This window comes from Mesorhizobium sophorae, assembly GCF_002270415.1.
Classification (GTDB): domain Bacteria; phylum Pseudomonadota; class Alphaproteobacteria; order Rhizobiales; family Rhizobiaceae; genus Mesorhizobium; species Mesorhizobium sophorae.
Genome location: NZ_NNRI01000001.1, coordinates 134,089 through 156,577, shown reverse-complemented (window position 1 = coordinate 156,577; position 22,489 = coordinate 134,089). Strand labels below are relative to the sequence as shown.

The following is a 22,489-nucleotide window of genomic DNA, read 5'->3' as shown; positions in this document are numbered from 1 at the left end:
CTTGCGGCGGAGCCAACAGGTTGCACGTGCGGCCGGACTTGGTGCCATGCCCTTCGATCCTGTCTTCACATTCGGAACAACTGCGGCTGCCGCACTGATCGGCTTGGGCATAACCCATGCGCTCGACAGGGCTTCATTGGAATTCCCGCCACCTGTCGCCGTGAGCGAACTTGTGGTCCTGGGGCCCGGTTCGTTCGAGCACCCACAGCCCGGCGAATTCCTCAAGCAGAACCATACCGTCGCAGCGCCTGTGGTGCAGGAAACCATCGATGCGCCATTGGAAATCATGAAATACCAGGTAAGCGTGTCGGACTATGGACTTTGCGTGGCGGACGGTGCCTGCAAGCCCGCCGACTCGCGCAAGATCGGCAACGTGCCGGTCACCGGCGTCAGCCACATCGATGCCGAAGCCTATGCGACCTGGCTGTCAGCCCGCACAGGCGAGGCATGGCGGTTGCCCACGGATGTGGAGTGGGCTTACGCCGCCGGCGAGCGGTTCAAAGGTGACATCGACGGTGGCGAAAGCGACCCGAACAACCCGGCGCGACGCTGGCTGACACAGTATCGCCAGGAGGCTGCGCTCGGACGCAAACCTGATCCCGAGCCGAGAGCTCAAGGCGCCTTCGGAACCAATTCAAAGGGCCTGTCGGACATTGCAGGCAATGTCTGGGAATGGACCTCGACATGTTATTCGCACGCCACGATAGGCAGCGACGGAAAGCGCACCGCGAGTTCGATCGACAATTGTGGAGTGCACGCTGTGGAGGGCTTCCACCGCACCTATATGTCGAACTTCATTCGGGACGGTAAGAGCGGCGGCTGCGCCGTAGGAACGCCGCCCGACAATCTGGGTTTCCGGCTTGTACGCGACCGGACAGGTTTCTTTCAAACTACCATTCGCAGCTTGGGATTGACCCTGACTGCAGCAGAATCAAGAGTGCACGAATGACTTCAAAATCCGCTCCGGTTGACCGGGCACGTCCTGTCGCGGAACAGGCTCTGAACCATAGCGGCGTTGATCGAACTTCCATCGGGAAACTGGTCCGCGAATTCTATGCAAAGGTCAGACAGAACGAGCGTCTCGGTCCGATTTTCGCGCGCGAAATCACCGGGGATTGGGAGCCTCATCTCGAGAAAATGACGGACTTCTGGTGTTCTGTCATCCTCAAGAGCGGCGACTATCACGGACGCCCGGTGCCGGCGCACCTCAAACTCAAGGATGTCACCGAAGCCGATTTCGATATCTGGCAGGCCCTCTTCGGCCAGACGTCGGCCGAACTCTTCGCCCCGGAAACGGCGGCAGTGTTTGTCGACAGGGCCGAGCGGATCGCGGCAAGCCTGAAACTGGCGATGTTCTTTCGCCTTGGTCCCGCCGCGCCAGGCGCAGGCCAATAGGCGAACTTGGCGAAACCCGACCGATTGCTTCAAGGCTCGAAAGGCCAGCGCCAGGTTTGATTTTACGCAAGGAAAGCGTCCCTCGCGGCTCCTAGTTTCCTCGCATGGCTCTCAACCTCTTCGTCGGCACGATCGTCATAAGCCTGACGGTCGTCATTCACACCTTCGGCCTCATTGCCGTCACCCGTGCGATGGGACATCTGGTGGCGCGATTTCGCATGCATGGTCGACGAAGCCGGGTCATTGCAATGATCAGCGTGGTGATGGGCCTTTTTGCCGTCATGACGGCCGAGGTCTGGTTGTGGGCAGGCGTGTACCGCCTGCTCGGCGTCCTGCCCGACTTTGAGACCGCGCTCTACTTTTCCACCATCACCTTTTCGACCGTCGGCTATGGCGACGTGGTGCCGGCCCATAACTGGCGCGTGCTGGCGGCGCTGGAAGGCGTAAACGGCTTTCTTCTGCTCGGCTGGTCGACCGCCTATCTCATCGCGGCCGGAACACGCATCGGCCCGTTCAGGGCTGGCGAGCACTTTTGACCGGGTGGACGCTCAGACCGCTACCGAATGCCTGGCCTTGCCGGCTTCAAGATATTTGTCGAACTTCGCCGCAATGCTTCTCACAAAGGGGCGACTTTCCGCCGGCACGACGAAGCTGTCGCCATCGAGTTCGAGCAATCGCGCAGGACCATCAAGAGCAGTGGCACTTGCCTTGAGCAGAAGTCTTTGGCCGGCTTGGCCAAAGCGCTCCACCAGCTCGATCGCCGAGAAGGCGAAGTTGCACATCAGCCTCTCGATGATCCAGCCGCGAACACGGTCGTCGTCGGAAAATGCGATACCGCGGACAGCCGCCAGCCCACCGTCTGAGACCATGCGCCCATACTCCGCGGTCGACGGCATGTTCTGCGCATAGCCTTGGCGAAATTGACTGATGGATGATGGGCCGAGGCCGATCAGTGTTTCGCAGCGATCCTCCGTGTAGCCTTGGAAATTGCGGCGCAAGCAGCCGGTTCGGGCTGCTACGGCCAACGCATCGTTGGGCTTGGCGAAATGGTCGAAGCCGACGGCTTCATATCCCGCGTTCAGCATAAGACAAGCGGCCAGCTGTGATTGAGCAAACCGCTCCGCCGGACCCGGCAACCATGCCTCGTCGATCATCGTCTGATGCTTCTTGAACCAGGGCACATGCGCGTAGCCAAACAATGCCATCCGGTCCGGTTCCAGGGTCAATGCCTGCGCGACGGTGGAGGACACGCTCTCCCTGGTCTGGTGCGGCAGGCCGTAGAGCAGGTCCAGATTGACCGATTCGACGCCGCGCGTGCGAACGCCGTCGACGACCGTTTTGGTCTGCAAAAAGCTCTGCTCGCGGTTAATTGCCTTTTGCACCTTCGGGTCGAAATCCTGGACGCCGAGGCTCGCCCGGGTCATGCCGATCTCGGCAAGCGCATCGAGGCGGGCGTCATCCATATCATTGGGATCGATTTCGACGCTGATCTTGGCGTCCGGAAGAAAATCGAAGCTGGCCCGCAATGCTTTCCCCAGCTCCACCATGTCCTCGGGCTTCAGCATCGTCGGAGAGCCGCCACCGAAGTGGACCGCGCGCACCTCGGCCTTGCCACCGATAATGCGGGCGATAGTGGCGATCTCGGCATGCAAAGAGCGGAGATAGGCCGCTACCGGGTCATAGTGACGTGTCTGCTTTGTGTGGCAGGCGCAGAACCAGCAGAGCCTGTCGCAGTAGGGAATATGCAGATAGAGGGAAATCTCATCGCCATTCCCGAGCGCCTCCAGCCAGCCTCGACAGACAGTGGCATCGACCCCCGGATGGAAATGCGGCGCAGTCGGATAGCTCGTGTAGCGCGGCACGTTCTCGCCAAGCCTGGCAGCTAGTTCCGGTCGCATGTCGCCATCCCTTGTGTTTGCATGGCCAGGAAAATGGCCGCGACGGGACGCCAATGCCTTGATTTCGGTCAAAGCCCTTGCACCGGACAAACTGCCACAAGGCGTTTTCAATGGGCCGATGCTATTTTGCCGATACTCTGGATCCTCGGACGATCGTGATGACAGTGCGTGAGGATATTCATAGCGCCGGCATTCCTGTGCTTTGCCAATCATGCGAGGCAAGGCATCGCGGCGTTTGCGGTGCCCTCGACCCCGACCAATTGGTTGGGCTCGCCAAGACCTCGTCAAGGCACAGTGTCGAGCCGGGCAGCGAACTGATCGGCGACGCCGAAACCGTCGACAGCTACTCGAACGTGCTTTCCGGGGTGGTGAAGCTGACGAAGAGCCTTTCGGACGGACGCCAGCAGATCGTCGGCCTCCAGTTCGCGCCGGACTTTCTGGGACGACCTTTCAAGATGGAAAGCGAGATCAACGCGGAAGCGGCGACTGCTGTCTCCCTTTGCTCGTTTCCGAAGACGGCGATCGAACGGATGATGAAGCAATCGCCGGAGCTCGAGCATCGCCTGCTCAAGCAAACACTGAACGAACTCGACGAGGCACGCGACTGGATGGTGACGCTGGGACGCAAGACCGCTGCGGAAAAAGTGGCGAGCTTTCTGCTGATGATTGCCAGAAACATCGATCCCACGCTCGATCCAGCCACCAACGCGACGAGCTTCGACCTGCCGCTCACGCGCGCAGACATCGCCGACTTCCTCGGCCTGACGATCGAAACGGTGAGCCGCCAATTGACCCGGCTGCGGACAGACGCCGTGATCCGGATCGACAACAATCGGCATGTGACGGTGGACAGCCTCACCCGGTTGGCGAGCCGCTCTGGCGCCTAGAGCCGGATGATTTCAGGTCGAATCGACCTGAAAGCTGAATCCGCCTCTAAATCAAAAGCGATAGAGCATGATTTCGACCGAAAACCGCCTCACACTTTTCGGCATCATGCTCTAGTCCCGGTCGACGATCCCGATCATCGGCAGGACGTGCTCACGTTCAAACGCGATGTGCCGCCGCAAGTTCTCGAACAGGCCCGCGCAACATGAAGCCGATGGTTTCGGGGTTCTCGACTGTCTCACCATGACCGATGGCCAATAATATTTCGGTCACCTCACTGGCAAAGCATTCGTCTTCCACATGTTCGGCCCGCAATCGCCGGGTTGAGGCAAGGTTCGCACCGCCGCCGGTCAAAGCGGCATCGTAGGCGGGAAAGATGACCGTCTCTTCGTATCGATGAATGTTGCGCAGCAACGGAACGATCGCGTTGGCCGTGCCGAGACATTTCAGACGATCGACGCTGGGCAAGGCGTCTGCAATTCTCTCCAGGGCATCGCAGAGCTGCAGCTTTTCCCTGTGCGCGCGCTTCATCACCGCGGCCGGGACCGCTTCTCTGCAGGATCGATCGGCTGGTGCGGGATTTTCATCGCCTGCTGCGAACAGCGACGTTCCCGATCCTTTCGTCTGGCTCAACGGCAGCCCCCGGTTGGTTTGCAAGACCACGCTGCCCAATCCGAAAGCGCTGAGCTTTGACATGGATCAAGGCGGTGACAACGCGGCTGAGGAATTGGTGTCCAGGCGGATTGGCGTCCGCGCATCGGAATCCGAGGTCGGGGACATGTCATGAAATTCGGCACACAAATCTTCGCTTTGGCCCTTTTTACATTTGCGGCTCTGGTGGCCGCTGGCTTCGGTGTGGACGAGCCCTTCCGGCAGCACATGTGGGTGCTGTTTTTTGTGCTGCTCGGTTTTGTCGCCGTGCTTATCCGCAACACGAGCTTTGAAGCTGCCGCTCCCATCGACGCATCCGCTTACATGGATGGGCCAGTCCGTTACGGCGCCATCGCCACCATGTTCTGGGGCATCGTCGGCATGCTGGTCGGCGTGGTCATCGCGCTGCAGCTCGCCTACCCCGATCTCAACATCCAGCCCTGGTTCAATTTCGGCCGTTTGCGGCCGCTGCATACGTCGGGCGTGGTCTTCGCTTTCGGCGGCAACGCGCTGCTTTGCACGTCCCTGTATGTCGTGCAGCGCACCTGCCGCGCGAGGTTGTTCGGCGGCGATCTCGCCTGGTTCGTGTTCTGGGGTTACCAACTCTTCATCGTCATGGCGGCGACCGGCTATCTGCTCGGCATCACCGAGAGCCGCGAATACGCCGAACCCGAATGGTATGTGGACATCTGGCTGACCATCGTCTGGGTCGCCTATCTCGTCCTGTTCCTCGGCACGATCCTGAAGCGCAAGGAATCGCATATCTACGTCGCCAACTGGTTTTACCTGTCCTTCATCGTGACCATCGCGATGCTGCATGTGGTCAACAACCTGTCGATGCCGGCCTCCTTCCTGGGCTCCAAGAGCTATTCCGCCTTTTCCGGGGTGCAGGACGCGCTGACGCAGTGGTGGTACGGCCACAACGCCGTCGGCTTCTTCCTGACCGCCGGGTTCCTCGGCATGATGTATTACTTCGTACCCAAGCAGGCGAACCGGCCGGTCTACTCCTACCGGCTGTCGATCATCCATTTCTGGGCGATCATCTTCCTCTACATCTGGGCCGGTCCGCATCACCTGCACTACACCGCCCTGCCCGACTGGGCGCAGACGCTCGGCATGGTGTTCTCGATCATGCTGTGGATGCCGTCATGGGGCGGCATGATCAACGGGCTGATGACGCTGTCGGGCGCCTGGGACAAGCTCCGCACCGATCCGATCATCCGCATGATGGTGATGGCCATCGCCTTCTACGGCATGTCGACCTTCGAGGGGCCGATGATGTCGATCAAGACGGTCAACTCGCTGTCGCACTATACCGACTGGACCATCGGCCACGTCCATTCCGGTGCGCTCGGCTGGGTCGGCATGATCTCGTTCGGCGCGATCTACTACATGGTGCCGAAGCTCTGGAACCGTGAACGCCTCTACTCGCTGCGGCTGGTCACATGGCATTTCTGGCTGGCGACGCTCGGCATCGTCGTCTACGCGGCGGTGATGTGGGTGTCCGGCATCATGCAGGGCCTGATGTGGCGCGAATACGACGAGCAAGGCTTCCTGGTCTACTCCTTCGCCGAAACCGTCGCCGCCATGCACCCCTATTATGTCATGCGCGCGATCGGCGGGGCCATGTACCTCTCCGGTGCCCTGATCATGGCCTGGAACATCACCATGACCATCCTCGGATACCAGCGCGCGGAAGAGCCGATGCCGGGCTCCGCACCCTCCCTGCAGCCTGCCGAATAAGGAAGCCAGAGAATGAGCCTGATGGACAGACATGCACTCATCGAGAAGAACGCCACGCTTCTTCTCGTTGGCTCTCTTCTTGTGGTGACCGTAGGCGGCATCGTCGAGATCGCGCCGCTCTTCTATCTCGACAACACGATCGAGAAGGTGGAGGGCATGCGGCCTTACTCGCCGCTCGAACTTGCGGGACGCAACATCTATGTGCGCGAGGGCTGCTACCTCTGCCATAGCCAGATGATCAGGCCTTTCCGTGACGAGGTCGAGCGCTACGGCCACTACAGCCTGGCGGCAGAGTCGATGTACGACCATCCTTTCCAATGGGGATCGAAACGCACCGGACCGGACCTCGCCCGGGTTGGCGACCGTTACTCGAATTTATGGCACGTCGAGCACCTTGCCGATCCACGTTCGGTCGTCCCGGAATCGATCATGCCGAGCTACGCGTTCCTCAAAGACGCGCCGATCGACGTGAAGGACTTCTCGACGCATCTGGTCGCCAACAGGCGGGTCGGCGTCCCCTACAGCGATGACATGATCGCGCACGCCAATGCCGATCTGATGGCGCAGGCCGATCCCAACGCCGACACATCCGGCCTCGAAGCCCGCTATCCCAAAGCCAAGATCGGCGACTTCGACGGCAACCCGCAACAGGTGACCGAAATGGATGCCCTCGTTGCCTATCTGCAGATGCTCGGCACGCTGGTCGATTTCAAGAACTACGACGAAGCCGCCGGCTACCGCTGAGGAGTCTTATCCATGGATTACAATTTGATGCGAGAGTTTGCCGACAGCTGGGGTCTGGTCGCCATGGCGCTGTTCTTTGTCGGCGCAATCGCCTTCGCGCTCCGCCCCGGCAGCCGCAAGCTGGCCGACGAAGCCGCCCGGATTCCCCTTGAGGACGAGTGATCATGAGCGACGAGCACATCGACGAAATCTCTGGCGTCTCGACCACCAGCCACGAATGGGATGGCATCCGGGAGCTGAACAACCCGCTTCCGCGCTGGTGGGTCGTCACGTTTTACGTCACCATCGTCTGGGCGATCGGCTACACCATCGCCTATCCGGCATGGCCTCTGCTGCACTCGGCAACCAAGGGCGTGCTTGGCTATTCCAGCCGTAACGAGGTCAAGAACGAACTGACCGCTGCGGAAGCCGCCAAGGGCAAGTATGTTGCGGCGGTGGAGTCCAAGAGCGTTTCGGAGATTGCCGCGGACGACACCTTGCGCGAGTTCGCGGTCGCTGCCGGTGGCGCCGCTTTCAAGGTCAATTGCGTGCAATGCCATGGCTCCGGCGCCCAGGGCTCCAAGGGCTTTCCCAATCTCAACGACGACGATTGGCTCTGGGGCGGCAAGGCCGAGCAGATCCAGCAGACGATCACGCACGGCATCCGCTTCGCGTCCGATCCGGATACGCGCCTGTCGGAAATGCCTGCCTTTGGCGACATCATAACCGCTGACCAGATCGCTCAGGTGAGCGCCTACGTGGCCAGCCTTTCCGGCAAGGTCCAGGACGCAAGCCTGATCGCGCCCGGCGCCAAGGTCTTTGCCGAAAACTGCGTCTCCTGTCACGGCGACAACGCAAAAGGCAACAAGGAACTCGGGGCTCCAGATCTGACCGACGCAATATGGCTCTATGGCTCCGGCGAAACAGCCATCGCCGCTCAGGTTCGCGCGCCGAAGCAGGGGGTAATGCCAGCCTGGGGCGCACGCCTGGGCGAAGCCAAGGTCAAGGAACTGGCGGTCTACGTTCATTCGCTTGGCGGCGGAGAATAGGAAGCGGGGGCCTATTCTCATCCCTTCACCGCCCGAGCGACGAGGCCCGGCGTGTCCGGGCCTCGGTTTGTTTCGGCAACCCGGTTTGACTTGCATCAACGCGCGTGGCGCTGCCCTGCGGCAAGACTTCCCGACGCTGGCGGCCCAGGCATGGGCAGATTGCCGCCCGCGCGAGTGGAGGTGCATGTGCTGGACAATACGCAGGTAGAACGGCTCGAGGCCGAGGCGGTCAACTCCGCCAAAGTGCGCCAGCCGATGTATGCCGCGCGCAAGAAGATCTTCCCTAAGCGGGCCTCGGGCAGCTTTCGCCAGTTCAAATGGCTGGTGATGGCGATCACGCTCGGGATCTACTATTTGACACCGTGGTTGCGATGGGATCGTGGTCCGTTTGCTCCGGACCAGGCCGTGCTGCTCGATCTCGCCAACCGCCGCTTCTACTTCTTCCTCATCGAAATCTGGCCGCAGGAATTCTATTATGTGGCCGGCCTGCTGGTCATGGCCGGCGTCGGTCTTTTCCTGGTCACATCCACGGTTGGCCGTGCCTGGTGCGGATATACATGCCCGCAGACCGTATGGGTCGATCTGTTTCTGGTCGTCGAGCGGGCCATCGAGGGCGACCGCAACGCGCGCATGAAGCTCGATGCCGGGCCGTGGACCGCCCGCAAGCTCGTGCTGCGGGTATCGAAGCACGCCATCTGGCTGGTCATCGGTGCGGCGACCGGCGGCGCCTGGATCTTCTATTTCGCCGATGCGCCGACGCTGGTCGGCGAGCTTTTCACCGGCACTGCGGCACCCGTCGCCTACATCACCGTCGCCGTGCTGACGGCGACGACCTATACGTTCGGCGGGCTGATGCGCGAGCAGGTCTGCACCTATATGTGCCCATGGCCGCGCATCCAGGCAGCCATGCTGGACGAAAGTTCGCTCACCGTCACCTACAATGACTGGCGCGGCGAACCGCGCTCGCGCCACGCCAAGAAGGTGCAAGCAGCAGGGCAGCCCGTAGGCGACTGCGTCGACTGCAATGCCTGCGTCGCGGTCTGCCCGATGGGGATCGACATTCGCGACGGCCAGCAGCTCGAATGCATCACCTGCGCGCTTTGCATCGACGCCTGCGACGGCGTCATGGACAAGCTCGGCAAGGAGCGCGGGCTGATCTCCTACGCAACGCTCTCCGACTACAACGCCAATATGATGCTGGCGACCGCGGGCGGCTCCGGTTCAGTCAATCCGTCGCTGGTCAGGACCGCTGATGGCCTGTTCTCCGACAAGGTGGCCCATTTCCATATTCGCAAGATCTTTCGCCCACGCACCTATGTCTACATGGGCTTGTGGTCGCTGATCGGCCTGGGCCTGCTCTATTCGCTGCTGACGCGCGACAGGCTCGAAGTCAACGTGCTGCATGACCGCAATCCGCAATTCGTCACGCTGTCCGACGGTTCGATCCGCAACGGCTACACGGTCAAGCTGCTCAACATGATCCCCGAGCCAAGGACGATCGTCGTCACCATGCAAGGCTTGCCAGGGGCTGAAATGAGCGTGGTCGGCGACGACATCCCCGCAGGCCGTTCCTTCGCCATTCCGGTCGAGCCCGACCGCCTGAAGATGCTGAAGGTCTTCGTGCGCCAGCCGGTGGGTCAGATCCGCGGCATAGCGCAGACCTTCAAGTTCCGTGTCGAGGACAAGGCGAGTTTCGAGGCGGACGAATACACCGCCACTTTCAACGCGCCGGAGACCGCCAGATGAGCGCGAATACGCAGAAATCCCGCGAATTCACCGGCAGGCACATGTTGGCCATCATCCTTGCCTTTTTCGGGGTGGTGATCGCGGTCAATCTGACCATGGCGACGCTCGCCAACACGAGCTGGACCGGCCTTGTCGTCGAAAACACCTATGTGGCGAGCCAGCAATTCAACAAGCAGGCCGAGGAGGGTCGCGCGCAGGCAGCGCTCGGCTGGACCGGCAAGCTGACCATCGCATGGGGCGAAGTTCGCTACGGGCTCACCGACGCCGCCGGCAAGCCTGTTCCCTTGCATGGCGTCAAGGTGCTGTTTCGCCATCCCGCCTACGAGAAAGAGGACAAGGCCGTCACGCTCGCGCTCGCCTCCGGCCAGGAGTTTGCCGCGCAGCACATGCCGAAGGACGGCGTCTGGATCGTCGAGATCGACGCCGATGCCGGTCTGGCGAAACCCTATCGCGACGTCCGCAGGATCATGATTTCCCATGGAGCGCTGCAATGAGCTGTTGTGCGCCGGGCGCTGAAATGGCGCTGGATGTCTCGAGCACCACATCGGTCCTGCCATCTAGCGAGGAGATCCGGCTGGCGAGCCGATCGCTTGGCGATGACCTTCGCCAGACCGATCTTTCCGTGCCGACGGTTCATTGCGCAGCCTGCATCCAGACGATCGAGACGGCGTTGGGAAAACTCGAGCGCGTCGAGGGCGCTCGTGTCAACCTGTCGACGAAACGGGTCTCGGTCCGATGGCGTGGGGACGAGGTTCCACCGTTCGTCGCCGCGATTGGGCGGCTCGGCTACCAGGCGCATCTCTTCGCTCCCGAGGCCGACGCCAAGGACAGGACGCTTTCGGAGTTGATCCGCGCCGTCGCGGTTGCCGGGTTCGCGGCGGGCAACATCATGCTGCTTTCGGTCTCTGTCTGGTCTGGTGCCGAAGGCGCGACCCGCGACCTGTTCCACTGGGTCTCGGCGCTTATCGCCATCCCTGCCCTCGCCTTCGCCGGCGGCATCTTCTTCCGCTCGGCCTGGAATGCGTTGCGCCACGGCCGCATGAACATGGACGTGCCCATCGCGGTCGGGGTGTCGCTCGCCTACGCCATGAGCCTCTATGAGACGATCAACCATGGCGATCACGCCTATTTCGATGCGTCGGTGTCGCTGCTGTTCTTCCTGTTGATCGGCCGCACGCTGGATCATGTCATGCGGGAACGTGCTCGGACCGCCGTGAAAGGCCTCTCGCAGCTGGCGGCGCGTGGCGCAATGGTCCTGCGCAGCGATGGAGCACGCGATTACCTGCCGGTTGGCGACATCGAACCAGGCATGCTGCTGCTGATCGCAGCCGGCGAAAGGATACCCGTCGACGGCAAGATCGTTCAGGGGGCGTCGGATCTCGACTGCTCGCTGGTTTCCGGCGAGAGCACGCCGAAAACGGTGGCGTCGGGGGAACGGGTTCAGGCCGGTACGCTCAATCTCACCGGCTCGCTGACGATCGAGGCGACAGCCGCCGCGAAGGATTCATTCCTGGCGGAAATGGTTCGGCTGATGGAGGCCGCCGAGGGCGGCCGGGCGCATTATCGCCGGATCGCCGATCGCGTTTCGACGCTCTATGCCCCTGTGGTTCACCTGACCGCCTTCGTGACGTTCCTTGGCTGGATGGCGGCAACCGGCGACTGGCATAGGGCGATCACCATCGCCATTGCTGTTCTCATCATCACATGCCCGTGCGCGCTCGGCCTCGCCGTGCCGATCGTTCAGGTGGTCGCCGCGCGGCGCCTGTTCGAGAACGGCATCATGGTCAAGAACGGATCGGCCCTGGAGCGCCTGGCGACGATCGATACAGCGGTGTTCGACAAGACCGGAACGCTCACGCTTGGACAGCCCCGGCTCGTCAATGCGTCGTCGATCGACCCAGCCACGCTGGCAATCGCCGCAGACATGGCCGCGCATTCGCGTCATCCGTTTTCGAAGGCCATCGCCGGATTTGCCTCTCCTGGCGGGCAACAAAAGTTCGATGCCGTGGCCGAGTATCCAGGGTTTGGGATCGAAGCTGCCGACGCGGGAGCCATCTGGCGGCTGGGCCGACGCGGATGGGCCGGATGGAAGGCCCGGACCGGCGGCGAAGGCAAGCATGGCTATGGCGGAACGGTCCTGACGAAAGACGGCATCATCGTCGCCACCTTCGATTTCGAGGATGCGCTGCGTGCCGACGCCAGGGCGGCAGTCGAGCGTTTGAACGATGTCGGGGTATCGGTGCAAATGCTGTCTGGCGATACCGCAGGCGCCTGCGCCGAAGTCTCGAAAATTCTGGGTGTCGGCGACTTCGTTGCGTGCCTGCTGCCGTCCGGCAAGGTCGAATGCATCGAGACCCTGGCGAAAGACGGACACAAAGTGCTGATGGTTGGCGACGGCCTCAACGACACGCCTGCGCTAAGCGCGGCGCATGTCTCGATCGCACCGGCCACCGCAGCCGACATTGGCCGCAATGCGGCGGACTTCGTATTCCTGCGCGAAAGCCTTCTGGCCGTGCCTCTCGCACTGGACGTCTCGCGGAAAGCCGGGCGGCTGATACGCCAGAACATCGCGATCGCGATCGTCTACAATGCCGTCGCCGTGCCGATCGCGATCCTGGGACATGTCACGCCATTGATTGCGGCGATCGCCATGTCCGCCTCCTCGCTGCTGGTTATTGGCAACGCGCTACGGCTGCAGGGCTTTGGGCCGCACGCACCAGCAAGAAGCACCGCGGCCGACAGGCGCGCCAGCTTTGGTGCACTGGCACGATCCTCGTGACGACGCTCGTCTGCCTCATACCTGTGGCGCTGTTCCTCGGCGCGCTCGGGCTGGCCGGCTTCCTGTGGGCCTTGAGGAGCGGTCAATACGAGGACCTCGACGGTGCGGCGGAACGGATACTCATCGACCGGGACGACAAGTCAAATTGACGTCCTCGACGCCGGAGATGACGCAGATCAAGGCATGCCCTCGCACAAGGCCCGACAATGATCCGATAGACGTTGGAGGAGGCAGACATGCAAGCCAAAGCCATAATGACCGCTCCCGTCATCGGAATAGAACCAACAGCATCGATCTCCGATGCAGCAGGGTTGATGCTCTCCAAGAAGTTCAGTGGCCTTCCCGTCATTCGCAGCGACGGCACGCTGGTGGGCATTGTCAGCGAGGGCGATTTCTTGCGCCGGGAAGAACTGGGCACCAACCGCAAACGCTCACGCTGGCTGGAGTTTCTTGTGAGCCCCGGAAGAGCCGCCGACGAATATGTTCAAGCCAACGGACGCCGTATCGAGGAGGTGATGACGACGGATGTCGTCACGGCATCGCCGGGCGTACCGCTGCCCGAGATCGTCGCGCTCATGACTTGCCATCGCGTGAAACGCATTCCGGTTGTCGACGACGGGAAAGTCGTTGGCATCATCACCCGTTCCGACATTCTGCGTGCGCTGCTCACCGTCCTGTCGGCCCCTTCGGCAGCCAGGGACGACGAACGGATCCGCCAGGACATCATCGCCGAGCTTGCGACGCAGACATGGGCCGGCAAGGACATGATCGACGTGACCGTGGACAAAGGGGTGGTGGAGCTGAGCGGCGCCATCTTCGACGAACGCGAGCGCCAGGCGGCCATTGTCGCCGCCGAAAACGTCGCCGGCGTAAAGGCAGTGAAGGATAGGCTTTTCTGCCCGGGGCCGCTGTCGGTCGTGCTCGTCTCTTAGAGCGGTTCATCGTTTCACGGAACCGCAGAACCGCTCTATCTCTTTGTTTTGACGCAATTCCGGACGGAAACCGTTTCACACTTTTCCTGTAATAGCTCTAGTTCAGCACCAAAGAATTCGCGGACTCCGCATTGCTCGACCCGACATTCGAATTGGCGAAATGTCCGCGTTGACCCTAGATCAAGCCTACCGCTATCAACGGTCGAAGCAGCAACAGGGCGAATAGAACAAGCGCCGCGCCCGCGACTCTGTCTGCCACTTTTTTGCCTCCGTTCAGCCGCCTGCCGAGCAATATCCACATCGACCCGGTGGCAGCCGTGGTCACCAGGAGCACGATCCAGAAGAGGCCCAGTTCGTACGGCCCCGCGTCTACCGGCACGATTGCCAGACAATAGATAAAGGCTTTCGGGTTGAGTGCAGTGGTTGCCAGAACCGAAAGGCTATCGCCGCCGTCGGACGCGTCGACCCGGTCGGTGCCTATCAGACGCAGGCCAAGAATTACGAGCCATACAGCTGCGACCAGCTTGAGCACCTGGATGGCGCCGGACGGCAGCAAGGGTCGCAGCAAAAGCCAGCAGGCCGCTGCGATCCCGTAGCCACAGGCCTGTGCGACCAGGAGTGTAATTGCCTTCTCTCGCTTGACCGCCCCCGCCATCAGAAGAGCGTTGGTTGGCCCGGGCGCGATAAAGAGCAGAAATGCTTCCAGGAAAAATAGAGTGTCCAAAACTGCCTGGTCCCGTGGATGCAAATGTATCACAGAAGAACTCGGTTTGACGCGTTGACTCTCGTCAGCCCCAAACGTCGAACGGCATTCGCAGACCTCTTTGCTGCAAGCAAGCTATAGGACACTAAATACGCACCAGCCCGTGTCTGGCGCTGAAAGCACTATCGGCGGCCGGCCGCATGCTGCAGCCGTGCGATCAGGTCGCGGTTACGGCAGTAATCCGGCGGATCATCCGCTTGCCGGTGTTCGTCGAGCCAGTTCGAGCATTCATCCTGGTGTCCGCAGGAGCGGCAGCGGTCCACCGCCCGATTTGTAACGGCTGCGTGGTCCGCGACGATCTTCAATTGTCTGTCGACGCCGAGCTTCTGCATCATACGGCCCATCAGGGCTGTCCTTGCGTCCACTGAAATCAGGTAGTCGAGAAAGGTCACGTCGGTCACTCCTGTTTCTCAGCCATCTTTCCCAGCCATCATCGCCATGTTGGCGACCACTACATTGATCTCGGTCAACAGCCCGACGCACGCTCGGCCATCGTTCCAGCTTGTGACTGCGTGTGGCGACTTGAAGATGCTGACGCGACCCGCGTTCAATAGGACATCAAGCGATTGATGCCGTTGTCCTCGATCAGCGAGCGGGTGACGCCGCCGAATGCCCATTCCCGCAAACGGCTATGCCCATAGGCGCCGGAGACGATCAGGTCCGCATGGATCGAGCGCGCGAATGCCAGCAGCCGGTCGCCGTCGGCCTCGCCTGCGATCAGTTCGGTCCGTGCCATGATGCCGTGATGCTCAAGGAAAACCGCCACGTCAGCGAGACTGTCACGAATGCTTTCGTCGCGGTCGGTATCGATGGTGGCAACGACAACTTCGTTGGCCTTGGCCAGAAAGGGCAATGCATCCACCATCGCCCGTCGCGCTTCCCGCGTGTCCTTCCAGGCAACAAGCACGGTTTTCGCCATGACATGCTCGACATTGCTCGCGGCAGCCAGGACCGGCCGTCCAATACCGAGTGCGAGGCTGCCGACATCCACGGCGCGAAACACATTTTCACCTTTCTGACTGCCGGTAACGACAAGATCGGCGGCTCTGGCCGAAGCGCTGAGGAAGCGGGTTGGGCTGCAAACGGCTTGGCCCCATTCGCTAAAGATCGAAGTGGGAACCAGTTCCTCGAATTCGGCACGCAGTTCGGCAAGCCGTTTTTCGATCTCCGTTCGCTGGATCTGCATGATCTCGCCTTCGTAGACCATGCCGTCGCCTGTCGCGACCAGTGGCGGGACATCTGCTGCCGCCAGACCGATAAGACGGGCTCCAAACCGTTCCGCAAGCTCGATCCCCAATTTCACCATGGCCGCCGGAGGTGCATCCACGGCAAGATTCACGATGATTGACTTGTAAGACATGATGCACGCCTTTCGCTGGACCGGTGAAATACGGTTGTGAAATGGCATCCGTCGGCGCTCGACGCCTTGATGCGTGTCAAAGAATCCACCAATTGCATCTGTGCGAAAAAAGTCGGCCTCGATCCGTTTTGCCTGTACGGAGAGAAGTGATAGTTAGCCTTTCTTGCAGGCGTATCGAGCCCAGGGATCTCAGGTGAGCCAATACGAAGCGCCTATTTTGTCGGCCGGCGGCGCGATGCTGAAATCAGTCTTGTCGCAAATGTTCGAGCAGGCTCCGGGCTTCATGGCTCTGATGCGCGAACCGGACCATGTCTTCGAACTGACCAATGCCGCCTACCAACAGCTGATCGGCCACAGGCAGGTGATCGGAAAGTCGGTGCGCGAGGCCCTTCCCGAGTTGGAAGGTCAAGGCTTCTTCGAACAGCTGGACCAAGTGTACAAGACCGGCGAACCGTACAGAGGCCAGGGCATGAAGATAGCCCTTCGCAACAACAACGACGAACCGGCAGAAGAGCGCATCCTGGATTTCGTCTACCAGCCGATCAAGGCCGACGATGGTCGCATCACCGCCATCTTCGTCGAAGGCACGGATGTCAGCGAACTCTCCTTTGCGAATGCCGCACTTCGCTTGCGTGAGGATCATCTGCGCTCGATCCTGGCAACGGTGCCAGACGCAATGGTCGTCATCGACGAACAAGGCCACATCCAATCCTTCAGCACGGCCGCGGAAACGCTGTTCGGCTACAAGTCCAGCGAAGTCATAGGCCAGAATGTCAGCCTGCTGATGCCGGCGCCGTATCGTGGCGAACATGACGCCTACCTGCACCGCTATCTGACGACGGGGGAGCGCCGGATCATCGGGCTTGGTCGCACCGTCACCGGGATGCGCAAGGACGGTTCGACCTTCCCCATGGAGCTTTCCGTCGGCGAGATGCACCCGGGAACGGGACGCTTCTTCACCGGCTTTTGCCGCGACCTTACAGAACGCCATCGGGCGGAAGCGAGAATACAGGAGCAGCAGCAGGAATTGCTCCACATGGCGCGATTTACCGCGCTCGGCGAAATGGCCTCGACGCTCGCACATGAGATCAATCAGCCACTGACGGCCATCACGAACTACCTCAAGGGCAGCCGCCGGCTGCTCGAGAAGAGCACGGAAGAGAACGCCCCTATGCTGCGCGATGCCGTGGAAAAGGCGGCTGAGCAGGCCCTGCGGGCAGGAAACGTCATTCGTCACCTGAGGGACTTTGTTGCGCGGGGCGAAAGCGAGCGTCAGGTCGAACGACTGCCGGCGCTGATCGAGGAAGCTTCGTCGCTCGCCCTGGTCGGCGCAAGGGAGATCGATGTCCGCGTCAGCTATGAACTTGATCCCGCCGCCGAGCTGGTGTTGACCGACCGCATCCAGATTCAGCAGGTTTTGCTCAACCTCATGCGCAACGCGGTGGAAGCCATGCAAGGTGTACCGCGCCGCGAGTTACACGTGAGGACCGTCGCACGGGAGGATGGGATGGCCGAGGTAAGCGTGACGGATACAGGCACCGGCCTTGCGCCAGAAGTCTCGGCCCAACTTTTCCAGCCCTTCGTCACAACCAAGAAGCAAGGGATGGGCGTCGGACTCTCCATTTGCCGTACCATCGTCGAGTCGCATGGCGGCCACATCTGGGCCGAGCCAATGCCCGCCGGAGGAACAGCATTCCGGTTCACATTGCGCATCGTTGAGAAGGAAGAGGTCGCCAATGGCCGGCAATGATCTTGTGCATGTCGTCGACGACGACGTCGACGTCCGCAAGTCGCTTGGGTTTCTTCTCGCCACAGCCGACTTTGCTGTGCGCCTGCATGAATCCGCGACAGCCTTTCTGGCCGCGACGACAGACAATATTGATGGCTGTATCGTGACCGATGTGCGCATGCCGGGTATCGACGGCATCGAGTTCCTGCGACAGCTTCGGACTCGCGGACATAGGCTTCCGGTTATTGTCATGACTGGCCATGCCGATGTGGCACTCGCCGTTCAGGCGATGAAGGAAGGCGCTGCTGATTTCATCGAAAAGCCGTTCGACGACGAGATGCTGATCGACGCGATCCGCTCCGCGTTGGCCAATCGCAATAGGGTAGATGCAACGCACCCGCAATCCGCGGAAATCCGCGGGCGTCTGTCTACACTATCGGATCGGGAGCGGCAGGTGCTGGATGGACTTGTGTCGGGTCTGCCGAACAAGACAATCGCCTATGATCTGGGGATCAGCCCGCGCACTGTCGAAATCCATCGCGCCAATGTCATGAGCAAGATGGCCGCGAGCAGCCTGTCGCATCTGGTTCGTATGGCACTCATCGTGGATCCCAAGCACTAGGGCGACCGAGAGATAGAGTTGCCGATATCTGCCGGTGTCTTGTCCGGCACCCAGTCGCGCCAATGGGTCGGGTGGATGTCGAGATAGGCGCCGGTCGCGGCGTTCCTCCATCCTTTCCGCGTCTTCATGCAGGGAAATACAAGCGCATGCTCGCCATCCTCGTCGAGGACGGCCAGTTCGAGATCGCAGTCGAACGGAGCGCTTAGGATCGGCTTCCACATCCCCCTAGGATGCGCGAAATGGCATGCCTCGCCTTGATTTGAATCAGTTTTCGACACCCGAATGCAGCCTCGAGCTGGCTGCCCTGCGTCTACCGAACCGCCCCTTTTGATCGCGATCAATGTCCATCTTGGCGGTTGGGCTACTTTCCCTGCTCATAAGGAGAAACGCGATGCACGAAATCAAGGTCGATGAAGCGCTGTGGGCGTTCAGCATGCTTCCTGAGGGCATTGTGGAACGATGGTTCGTTGCCACCGGCACCACGATCAAGGCTGGCGATAGAATAGCCGAGGTTCGAATTGAAGACGCGCTGCATGAGATCGTGTCGCCGGCAAGCGGTCGCGCGACGATCATGGCCCCCGTGAATGCCGTGATCGAACCCGGATCGGTTCTGGCAACATTGGACGATACGATCCGGGCCGACTGACGGCGCATGCCGACCACCGATCCGTCGGCTGTGGGTCGGATGCAGGAAATTGATCCGGCGCGATGCTCACGCACTCCCGGGATTGGAAGATCAAGCCAGACTTGAGCGAGCAATTGATATGACCCAAATGTCTCACACATCATTTTCTGGCTTTTCCCACGCCGCGCAGCAGGCTCAGCAGTGGGTCAACGAACTCGCCCGGGACCTCTGCTGGAGCGAGCCGAGCGCGTACCGGCTGCTGAAATCTGTTCTGCATACGCTGCGAGACTGGTTGTCGCCTGCGGAAACTGCCGACCTTGCAGCGCAGCTCCCTGTCTTGGTTCGCGGCATCTATTTCGAGGGTTGGCAACCAACGAAAGCACCTGCCTGCAAGCGAACGAAGCGAGACTTCATCATCGATGTCAGAAGCGATTTCGGCTACGATGACGAAGTCGATTTCGACACTGCGATCGGTGCAGTTTTCAAACTCCTCGATCGCCATATATCGCATGGCGAGATCACCCAGGTGCGAAATTCGATGAGGAAGTCACTTCATCATCTCTGGCCGGCGGACTGATGATGTTCCGTGACCGCAAAGAGGCTGGAGAGAAGCTCGGCATCGAACTGGGCAAGCTTCAATTGCGCCAGCCCGTCGTGCTCGCGCTGCCGCGTGGCGGGGTTCCGGTTGCCGCCGAAGTGGCCAAAGCTCTGAAGGCACCGCTTGATCTGATTATCGTGCGCAAGGTAGGCGCGCCGGGAAATCCTGAACTGGCCATTGCCGCAATCGTGGACGGCGATCCGCCGGACATCGTGCTGAACCGGGAGATTGTCGAAGCCTACTCGCTCGATGATGACGCACTTCGCGCCTTGATCGCGCAGGAACGACCCGAACTTGAACGTCGCCGGCTCGCCTATCGGGCAAAGCATCCACCCTTATCGATCGCGGGGAAGACGGCGATCATCGTCGATGACGGCGCGGCAACAGGAACGACGATCAAGGTTGCCATTCGTGCCCTGAGAAAACGAGCCCCCAAGGAGGTCGTCGTAGCAGTTCCTGTTTCACCGCGCGATACGATATCGGAATTGGCTGGCGAAGCCGACCGGGTGATTTGCCTTAGTCAACCAGCGCGGTTCGGTGCACTGGGCTACCACTACTTGTCGTTCCCTCAGCTTTCCGACAGCTCTGTTGTCGCTGCAATGGACGAAGCTGCCCTGCGGCAAGCGACCCGCCAACGCAAGAATCTCAAGAAGCCCGCCGGCCGCCCCACAATCGAGACTGAGCGGCAGCGTGACGGGGCCACCTCGAAAAAGTAGGAGATCGCACCGATGCTGATCCGTACCCTTTCTGCCTTGGAATGTACGAAATTGCTGACCGCCAACCGGATCGGTCGTTTGGCATGCGCGAAGGACGGCCAGCCTTACGTCGTGCCGATACACTATGCCCATTCAGACAATCACCTTTACGCGTTTTCGATGCCAGGCAAGAAGATCGAGTGGATGCGAGGCAACCCGCTGGTGTGCGTTGAGGTCGATGAACGCGGCAAAGGGCGAGGATGGAGAAGCGTGGTGGTCGACGGCCGCTATGAGGAACTGCCGGATCAGATCGGCCACAAGGTCGAGCGCGATCATGCATGGTCGGTGCTCAGCAAGCACGCGGACTGGTGGGAGCCCGGTGCCCTCAAGCCGGCAATACCTCCCGTTTTAGACAGCGCGTCACCGGTGTTCTTCCGAATTCTGATTCAGCAGGTGTCAGGCAGGGAAGCGGGCGAGTAAACTGCCTCCCATGGATCCGCTCATCGCCCGGCTCGGACTCGCCTTGGCAATCGGCCTGCTCGTTGGACTGGAGCGTGGCTGGCGGGAGCGGGACGCACCGGATCGCAGCCGTACGGCCGGTATTCGAACCTTCGGCATATCCGGCCTGCTCGGTGGCATTCTGGCCGCCCTGGCCGAAGCCCTTGACGCGGTTTCGGTGCTGGTCGCGGGGTTTATCGCCTTTGCCGCGATCTTCGCATGGTACAAGGCGCGAGAAGCTGCTCATGACCAGGATTTCAGCGTCACCTCGGTCATGGCCGGCCTGGGCGTGTTCGCGCTTGGCGCCCTTTGTGTAGCCGGCGACTATCGGGTTGCGTGCGCTGGAGGGGCCGCGCTCGCGGCGGTACTTGCCAGTCGCGAGGTCCTGCACGGCCTGTTGCGACGACTGACCTGGATCGAGCTTCGTTCGGCGTTGATCCTGGCGGTAATGACCGCGATTGTCCTGCCCTTGCTGCCGAACCGGACCATGGACCCATGGGGCGGTTTCAATCCTTGGGAGGTCTGGTTCCTTACGGTGCTGATGGCGTCGATATCGTTCGCTGGCTATGTCGCCGTTCGCGCTCTTGGAACCACGCGGGGTCTGCTCGTCAGCTCGCTCGTCGGTGCAATCGTATCCTCCACAGCCGTGACCGTGGCGCTTGCCCGCAATGCGACGTCGTCGAGCAATCCGCTACCGCTGGCAGGAGCAGCTTCGCTGGCAGCGATGATCTCATCGCTGCGCGTTTGCGTGGTGGTTTTGATCATCCAACCAAGCGTGTTCGTCCCAGCCGGCATTCCCGCGATTGCGGCGGCATTCGCCTTCGCGGCCTGCGGCGCATTTCTGTTGGTGCGCGTCGGCGGGGATCAAAAAGGTGGTGGGCTGACGCGCAATCCATTCGAACTTGGTCCATTGCTGCTCTTTGCCCTGCTCTTTGCGGTGGTCTCGACCGCCAGCGCCGCACTGGCGGGTCAATTCGGCGGGCGCGGCTTGCTGGCGAGCTCGGCGCTTGCCGGAACGTTCGATGTCGATGTCTCGGTGCTCAGCGCGTTGCGCCTGGTCAGGCATTCGGTCCCTGTCGAAACCGTGGGGCAGGCAGTGCTGGCGGCGCTGGCGGCAAACGCGACCGGTCGCGTCTCGCTGGCGGTCGTTGCCGGCCCGGTCAGGTTCTGGTTGCCCTTGGCCGTGGCGACCCTGATCGCTGCAGCCGCCGGTTACTGTGCCATGGTGCTGCTAGCGACCTTCTGACTGCGCAGAAACGACGGCCCCTTTGATCGGGATCAAGGCCAAATCCGGTCATCGCGCTATGAACTCCGTCAAGGGAGTTCGCCATGACCGATCTGAAAGATCTTACCCCGAAGTTCCGGCATGTCCGGCTGCTGCTTGCCCGCGAGAAGGGCCATCCGGGCGGCGATCGCGAAGAGGGCTATGATGTGCTCGCCCCGTTGAAGAGCGACGGTCGGATCGACGCCGACGAGTGGAAATCGCACCGGGGTTCCTGCCGCGTTCGCCGTTTTCGCGCTGACGAAGAAGACTTGGTCGGTCTTCTGCGGCGCAAGCCCGGTGGACAGTGGTACTTTGACTATGCAGAAGGCGACCGCGACGACGAGATCGGCTTCCACCTCGGCGACGAACGCTTCGTCACCGGCGAATACGTGTCCATCGAACGCAACGGCACCATGCACACCTATCAGGTGGCAAGGGTCGAACGGCCTTAGAGATATGACGCCTGGAAATACGGGGCGAGTGGCTCGAACAAAATGCGCGAGCCGGACGAACGGGCCAAGTCATTTGTCCGGC

27 protein-coding genes are annotated in these 22,489 nt (G+C 61.1%); 21 read left to right on the top strand and 6 right to left on the bottom strand.

Features of this window, described 5'->3' with window-relative positions; all coding sequences use genetic code 11:
* Positions 1 to 46 precede the first annotated feature (46 nt).
* The 3 genes from CGZ66_RS00650 to CGZ66_RS00640 all read left to right on the top strand — a co-directional run bounded on the left by CGZ66_RS00650 (position 47) and on the right by CGZ66_RS00640 (position 1,931).
* On the top strand, positions 47 to 949 hold the full coding sequence (locus CGZ66_RS00650) for an SUMF1/EgtB/PvdO family nonheme iron enzyme (protein WP_095080480.1): 903 nt from the start codon (positions 47 to 49) through the stop codon (positions 947 to 949).
* Positions 950 to 1,137: 188 nt separating this feature from the next.
* Entirely contained in the window at positions 1,138 to 1,395 is a 258-nt protein-coding gene (locus CGZ66_RS41480) for a group III truncated hemoglobin (RefSeq protein ID WP_342586828.1), read from the top strand.
* A gap of 104 nt (positions 1,396 to 1,499) precedes the next feature.
* Positions 1,500 to 1,931 (top strand): potassium channel family protein, encoded by a 432-nt coding sequence (locus tag CGZ66_RS00640; RefSeq protein WP_095080477.1) that lies wholly within the window; start codon positions 1,500 to 1,502, stop codon positions 1,929 to 1,931.
* 12 nt (positions 1,932 to 1,943) lie between these two features.
* Here the strand turns inward: CGZ66_RS00640 and hemN are convergent, their stop codons facing one another.
* A complete protein-coding gene (gene hemN, locus CGZ66_RS00635) occupies positions 1,944 to 3,293 on the bottom strand; it encodes an oxygen-independent coproporphyrinogen III oxidase (protein WP_095081037.1) in 1,350 nt (449 codons plus the stop codon).
* Between the two features lie 158 nt (positions 3,294 to 3,451).
* On the opposite strand from hemN, the gene CGZ66_RS00630 reads away from it, so the two are divergent.
* Positions 3,452 to 4,180 (top strand): Crp/Fnr family transcriptional regulator, encoded by a 729-nt coding sequence (locus CGZ66_RS00630; RefSeq protein WP_095081035.1) that lies wholly within the window; start codon positions 3,452 to 3,454, stop codon positions 4,178 to 4,180.
* A gap of 157 nt (positions 4,181 to 4,337) precedes the next feature.
* On the opposite strand, the gene CGZ66_RS00625 is transcribed toward CGZ66_RS00630, so the two are convergent.
* Positions 4,338 to 4,874 (bottom strand): hemerythrin domain-containing protein, encoded by a 537-nt coding sequence (locus CGZ66_RS00625; protein WP_425352248.1) that lies wholly within the window; start codon positions 4,872 to 4,874, stop codon positions 4,338 to 4,340.
* An 87-nt stretch (positions 4,875 to 4,961) separates the two neighbouring features.
* Between CGZ66_RS00625 and ccoN the strand changes: the two genes are divergently transcribed.
* From ccoN to CGZ66_RS00580, 9 genes are all read left to right on the top strand, one after another.
* Positions 4,962 to 6,572, top strand: a complete 1,611-nt coding sequence (gene ccoN / locus CGZ66_RS00620) for a cytochrome-c oxidase, cbb3-type subunit I (protein WP_095080475.1) — start codon at positions 4,962 to 4,964, stop codon at positions 6,570 to 6,572.
* A 12-nt stretch (positions 6,573 to 6,584) separates the two neighbouring features.
* Positions 6,585 to 7,316: a cytochrome-c oxidase, cbb3-type subunit II gene (ccoO, locus tag CGZ66_RS00615; RefSeq protein ID WP_095080473.1), complete on the top strand. Its 732-nt coding sequence runs from the start codon at positions 6,585 to 6,587 to the stop codon at positions 7,314 to 7,316.
* 12 nt (positions 7,317 to 7,328) lie between these two features.
* Entirely contained in the window at positions 7,329 to 7,478 is a 150-nt protein-coding gene (locus CGZ66_RS00610; RefSeq protein WP_023759205.1) for a CcoQ/FixQ family Cbb3-type cytochrome c oxidase assembly chaperone, read from the top strand.
* A 2-nt stretch (positions 7,479 to 7,480) separates the two neighbouring features.
* Positions 7,481 to 8,344, top strand: a complete 864-nt coding sequence (gene ccoP / locus CGZ66_RS00605; RefSeq protein WP_095080472.1) for a cytochrome-c oxidase, cbb3-type subunit III — start codon at positions 7,481 to 7,483, stop codon at positions 8,342 to 8,344.
* A 186-nt stretch (positions 8,345 to 8,530) separates the two neighbouring features.
* Positions 8,531 to 10,090: a cytochrome c oxidase accessory protein CcoG gene (ccoG, locus tag CGZ66_RS00600; protein WP_095081034.1), complete on the top strand. Its 1,560-nt coding sequence runs from the start codon at positions 8,531 to 8,533 to the stop codon at positions 10,088 to 10,090.
* Complete coding sequence (locus CGZ66_RS00595; protein WP_095080471.1) at positions 10,087 to 10,584, top strand: FixH family protein; 498 nt, start codon at positions 10,087 to 10,089, stop codon at positions 10,582 to 10,584. The genes ccoG and CGZ66_RS00595 overlap by 4 nt, the downstream gene beginning before the upstream one ends.
* Positions 10,581 to 12,869 carry a heavy metal translocating P-type ATPase gene (locus tag CGZ66_RS00590; protein WP_095080470.1) on the top strand — a complete coding sequence of 763 codons (2,289 nt, stop codon included), beginning with the start codon at positions 10,581 to 10,583 and terminating at the stop codon, positions 12,867 to 12,869. Before CGZ66_RS00595 ends, CGZ66_RS00590 begins: the two co-directional genes overlap by 4 nt.
* On the top strand, positions 12,866 to 13,018 hold the full coding sequence (gene ccoS / locus CGZ66_RS00585) for a cbb3-type cytochrome oxidase assembly protein CcoS (protein WP_095080469.1): 153 nt from the start codon (positions 12,866 to 12,868) through the stop codon (positions 13,016 to 13,018). Before CGZ66_RS00590 ends, ccoS begins: the two co-directional genes overlap by 4 nt.
* Before the next feature lie 87 nt (positions 13,019 to 13,105).
* Positions 13,106 to 13,801: a CBS domain-containing protein gene (locus CGZ66_RS00580; protein WP_095081033.1), complete on the top strand. Its 696-nt coding sequence runs from the start codon at positions 13,106 to 13,108 to the stop codon at positions 13,799 to 13,801.
* Positions 13,802 to 13,976: 175 nt separating this feature from the next.
* On the opposite strand, the gene CGZ66_RS00575 is transcribed toward CGZ66_RS00580, so the two are convergent.
* From CGZ66_RS00575 to CGZ66_RS00565, 3 genes are all read right to left on the bottom strand, one after another.
* Positions 13,977 to 14,525, bottom strand: a complete 549-nt coding sequence (locus tag CGZ66_RS00575; protein WP_095080468.1) for a hypothetical protein — start codon at positions 14,523 to 14,525, stop codon at positions 13,977 to 13,979.
* 161 nt (positions 14,526 to 14,686) lie between these two features.
* The gene (locus tag CGZ66_RS00570; RefSeq protein WP_245330949.1) at positions 14,687 to 14,965 is read right to left on the bottom strand and encodes a DUF6455 family protein; all 279 of its coding nucleotides are present in this window, start codon (positions 14,963 to 14,965) and stop codon (positions 14,687 to 14,689) included.
* Positions 14,966 to 15,111: 146 nt separating this feature from the next.
* A complete protein-coding gene (locus tag CGZ66_RS00565) occupies positions 15,112 to 15,924 on the bottom strand; it encodes a universal stress protein (protein WP_167391934.1) in 813 nt (270 codons plus the stop codon).
* A 235-nt stretch (positions 15,925 to 16,159) separates the two neighbouring features.
* Here CGZ66_RS00565 and CGZ66_RS00560 point away from each other — a divergent pair, with 235 nt between their 5' ends.
* Both CGZ66_RS00560 and fixJ read left to right on the top strand, forming a co-directional pair.
* Complete coding sequence (locus CGZ66_RS00560) at positions 16,160 to 17,674, top strand: PAS domain S-box protein (RefSeq protein WP_095081031.1); 1,515 nt, start codon at positions 16,160 to 16,162, stop codon at positions 17,672 to 17,674.
* Positions 17,661 to 18,275: a response regulator FixJ gene (fixJ, locus tag CGZ66_RS00555; RefSeq protein WP_095080466.1), complete on the top strand. Its 615-nt coding sequence runs from the start codon at positions 17,661 to 17,663 to the stop codon at positions 18,273 to 18,275. The genes CGZ66_RS00560 and fixJ overlap by 14 nt, the downstream gene beginning before the upstream one ends.
* On the opposite strand, the gene CGZ66_RS00550 is transcribed toward fixJ, so the two are convergent.
* Positions 18,272 to 18,496 (bottom strand): hypothetical protein, encoded by a 225-nt coding sequence (locus tag CGZ66_RS00550; protein WP_095080464.1) that lies wholly within the window; start codon positions 18,494 to 18,496, stop codon positions 18,272 to 18,274. The genes fixJ and CGZ66_RS00550 overlap by 4 nt on opposite strands.
* A 170-nt stretch (positions 18,497 to 18,666) precedes the next feature.
* Here CGZ66_RS00550 and CGZ66_RS00545 point away from each other — a divergent pair, with 170 nt between their 5' ends.
* The 6 genes from CGZ66_RS00545 (at position 18,667) to CGZ66_RS00520 (ending at position 22,407) form a co-directional block, all read left to right on the top strand.
* Complete coding sequence (locus tag CGZ66_RS00545; RefSeq protein WP_095080463.1) at positions 18,667 to 18,921, top strand: lipoyl domain-containing protein; 255 nt, start codon at positions 18,667 to 18,669, stop codon at positions 18,919 to 18,921.
* Between the two features lie 49 nt (positions 18,922 to 18,970).
* Positions 18,971 to 19,477, top strand: coding sequence for a DUF2267 domain-containing protein (locus CGZ66_RS00540; RefSeq protein WP_245330948.1), 507 nt, complete (start codon positions 18,971 to 18,973; stop codon positions 19,475 to 19,477).
* A 2-nt stretch (positions 19,478 to 19,479) separates the two neighbouring features.
* Positions 19,480 to 20,214, top strand: coding sequence for a phosphoribosyltransferase (locus CGZ66_RS00535; RefSeq protein WP_095081029.1), 735 nt, complete (start codon positions 19,480 to 19,482; stop codon positions 20,212 to 20,214).
* Between the two features lie 12 nt (positions 20,215 to 20,226).
* Positions 20,227 to 20,673 carry a pyridoxamine 5'-phosphate oxidase family protein gene (locus CGZ66_RS00530; RefSeq protein ID WP_095080461.1) on the top strand — a complete coding sequence of 149 codons (447 nt, stop codon included), beginning with the start codon at positions 20,227 to 20,229 and terminating at the stop codon, positions 20,671 to 20,673.
* A gap of 10 nt (positions 20,674 to 20,683) precedes the next feature.
* Positions 20,684 to 21,937, top strand: a complete 1,254-nt coding sequence (locus tag CGZ66_RS00525; protein WP_095080460.1) for an MgtC/SapB family protein — start codon at positions 20,684 to 20,686, stop codon at positions 21,935 to 21,937.
* An 83-nt stretch (positions 21,938 to 22,020) separates the two neighbouring features.
* On the top strand, positions 22,021 to 22,407 hold the full coding sequence (locus CGZ66_RS00520) for a hypothetical protein (RefSeq protein WP_095080458.1): 387 nt from the start codon (positions 22,021 to 22,023) through the stop codon (positions 22,405 to 22,407).
* Positions 22,408 to 22,489: the final 82 nt, after the last annotated feature.

Excerpts from the sequence above, each read along its gene's own strand:
- CGZ66_RS00650 (WP_095080480.1), top strand. The coding sequence starts at position 47 with ATGCCCTTCGATCCTGTCTTCACATTCGGAACAACTGCGGCTGCCGCA.
- CGZ66_RS41480 (WP_342586828.1), top strand. The coding sequence starts at position 1,138 with ATGACGGACTTCTGGTGTTCTGTCATCCTCAAGAGCGGCGACTATCAC.
- CGZ66_RS00640 (WP_095080477.1), top strand. The coding sequence starts at position 1,500 with ATGGCTCTCAACCTCTTCGTCGGCACGATCGTCATAAGCCTGACGGTC.
- hemN (WP_095081037.1), bottom strand. The coding sequence starts at position 3,293 with ATGCGACCGGAACTAGCTGCCAGGCTTGGCGAGAACGTGCCGCGCTAC.
- CGZ66_RS00630 (WP_095081035.1), top strand. The coding sequence starts at position 3,452 with ATGACAGTGCGTGAGGATATTCATAGCGCCGGCATTCCTGTGCTTTGC.
- CGZ66_RS00625 (WP_425352248.1), bottom strand. The coding sequence starts at position 4,874 with ATGTCAAAGCTCAGCGCTTTCGGATTGGGCAGCGTGGTCTTGCAAACC.
- ccoN (WP_095080475.1), top strand. The coding sequence starts at position 4,962 with ATGAAATTCGGCACACAAATCTTCGCTTTGGCCCTTTTTACATTTGCG.
- ccoO (WP_095080473.1), top strand. The coding sequence starts at position 6,585 with ATGAGCCTGATGGACAGACATGCACTCATCGAGAAGAACGCCACGCTT.
- CGZ66_RS00610 (WP_023759205.1), top strand. The coding sequence starts at position 7,329 with ATGGATTACAATTTGATGCGAGAGTTTGCCGACAGCTGGGGTCTGGTC.
- ccoP (WP_095080472.1), top strand. The coding sequence starts at position 7,481 with ATGAGCGACGAGCACATCGACGAAATCTCTGGCGTCTCGACCACCAGC.
- CGZ66_RS00595 (WP_095080471.1), top strand. The coding sequence starts at position 10,087 with ATGAGCGCGAATACGCAGAAATCCCGCGAATTCACCGGCAGGCACATG.
- CGZ66_RS00590 (WP_095080470.1), top strand. The coding sequence starts at position 10,581 with ATGAGCTGTTGTGCGCCGGGCGCTGAAATGGCGCTGGATGTCTCGAGC.
- CGZ66_RS00580 (WP_095081033.1), top strand. The coding sequence starts at position 13,106 with ATGCAAGCCAAAGCCATAATGACCGCTCCCGTCATCGGAATAGAACCA.
- CGZ66_RS00565 (WP_167391934.1), bottom strand. The coding sequence starts at position 15,924 with ATGTCTTACAAGTCAATCATCGTGAATCTTGCCGTGGATGCACCTCCG.
- CGZ66_RS00560 (WP_095081031.1), top strand. The coding sequence starts at position 16,160 with ATGCTGAAATCAGTCTTGTCGCAAATGTTCGAGCAGGCTCCGGGCTTC.
- fixJ (WP_095080466.1), top strand. The coding sequence starts at position 17,661 with ATGGCCGGCAATGATCTTGTGCATGTCGTCGACGACGACGTCGACGTC.
- CGZ66_RS00550 (WP_095080464.1), bottom strand. The coding sequence starts at position 18,496 with ATGTGGAAGCCGATCCTAAGCGCTCCGTTCGACTGCGATCTCGAACTG.
- CGZ66_RS00545 (WP_095080463.1), top strand. The coding sequence starts at position 18,667 with ATGCACGAAATCAAGGTCGATGAAGCGCTGTGGGCGTTCAGCATGCTT.
- CGZ66_RS00535 (WP_095081029.1), top strand. The coding sequence starts at position 19,480 with ATGTTCCGTGACCGCAAAGAGGCTGGAGAGAAGCTCGGCATCGAACTG.
- CGZ66_RS00530 (WP_095080461.1), top strand. The coding sequence starts at position 20,227 with ATGCTGATCCGTACCCTTTCTGCCTTGGAATGTACGAAATTGCTGACC.
- CGZ66_RS00525 (WP_095080460.1), top strand. The coding sequence starts at position 20,684 with ATGGATCCGCTCATCGCCCGGCTCGGACTCGCCTTGGCAATCGGCCTG.
- CGZ66_RS00520 (WP_095080458.1), top strand. The coding sequence starts at position 22,021 with ATGACCGATCTGAAAGATCTTACCCCGAAGTTCCGGCATGTCCGGCTG.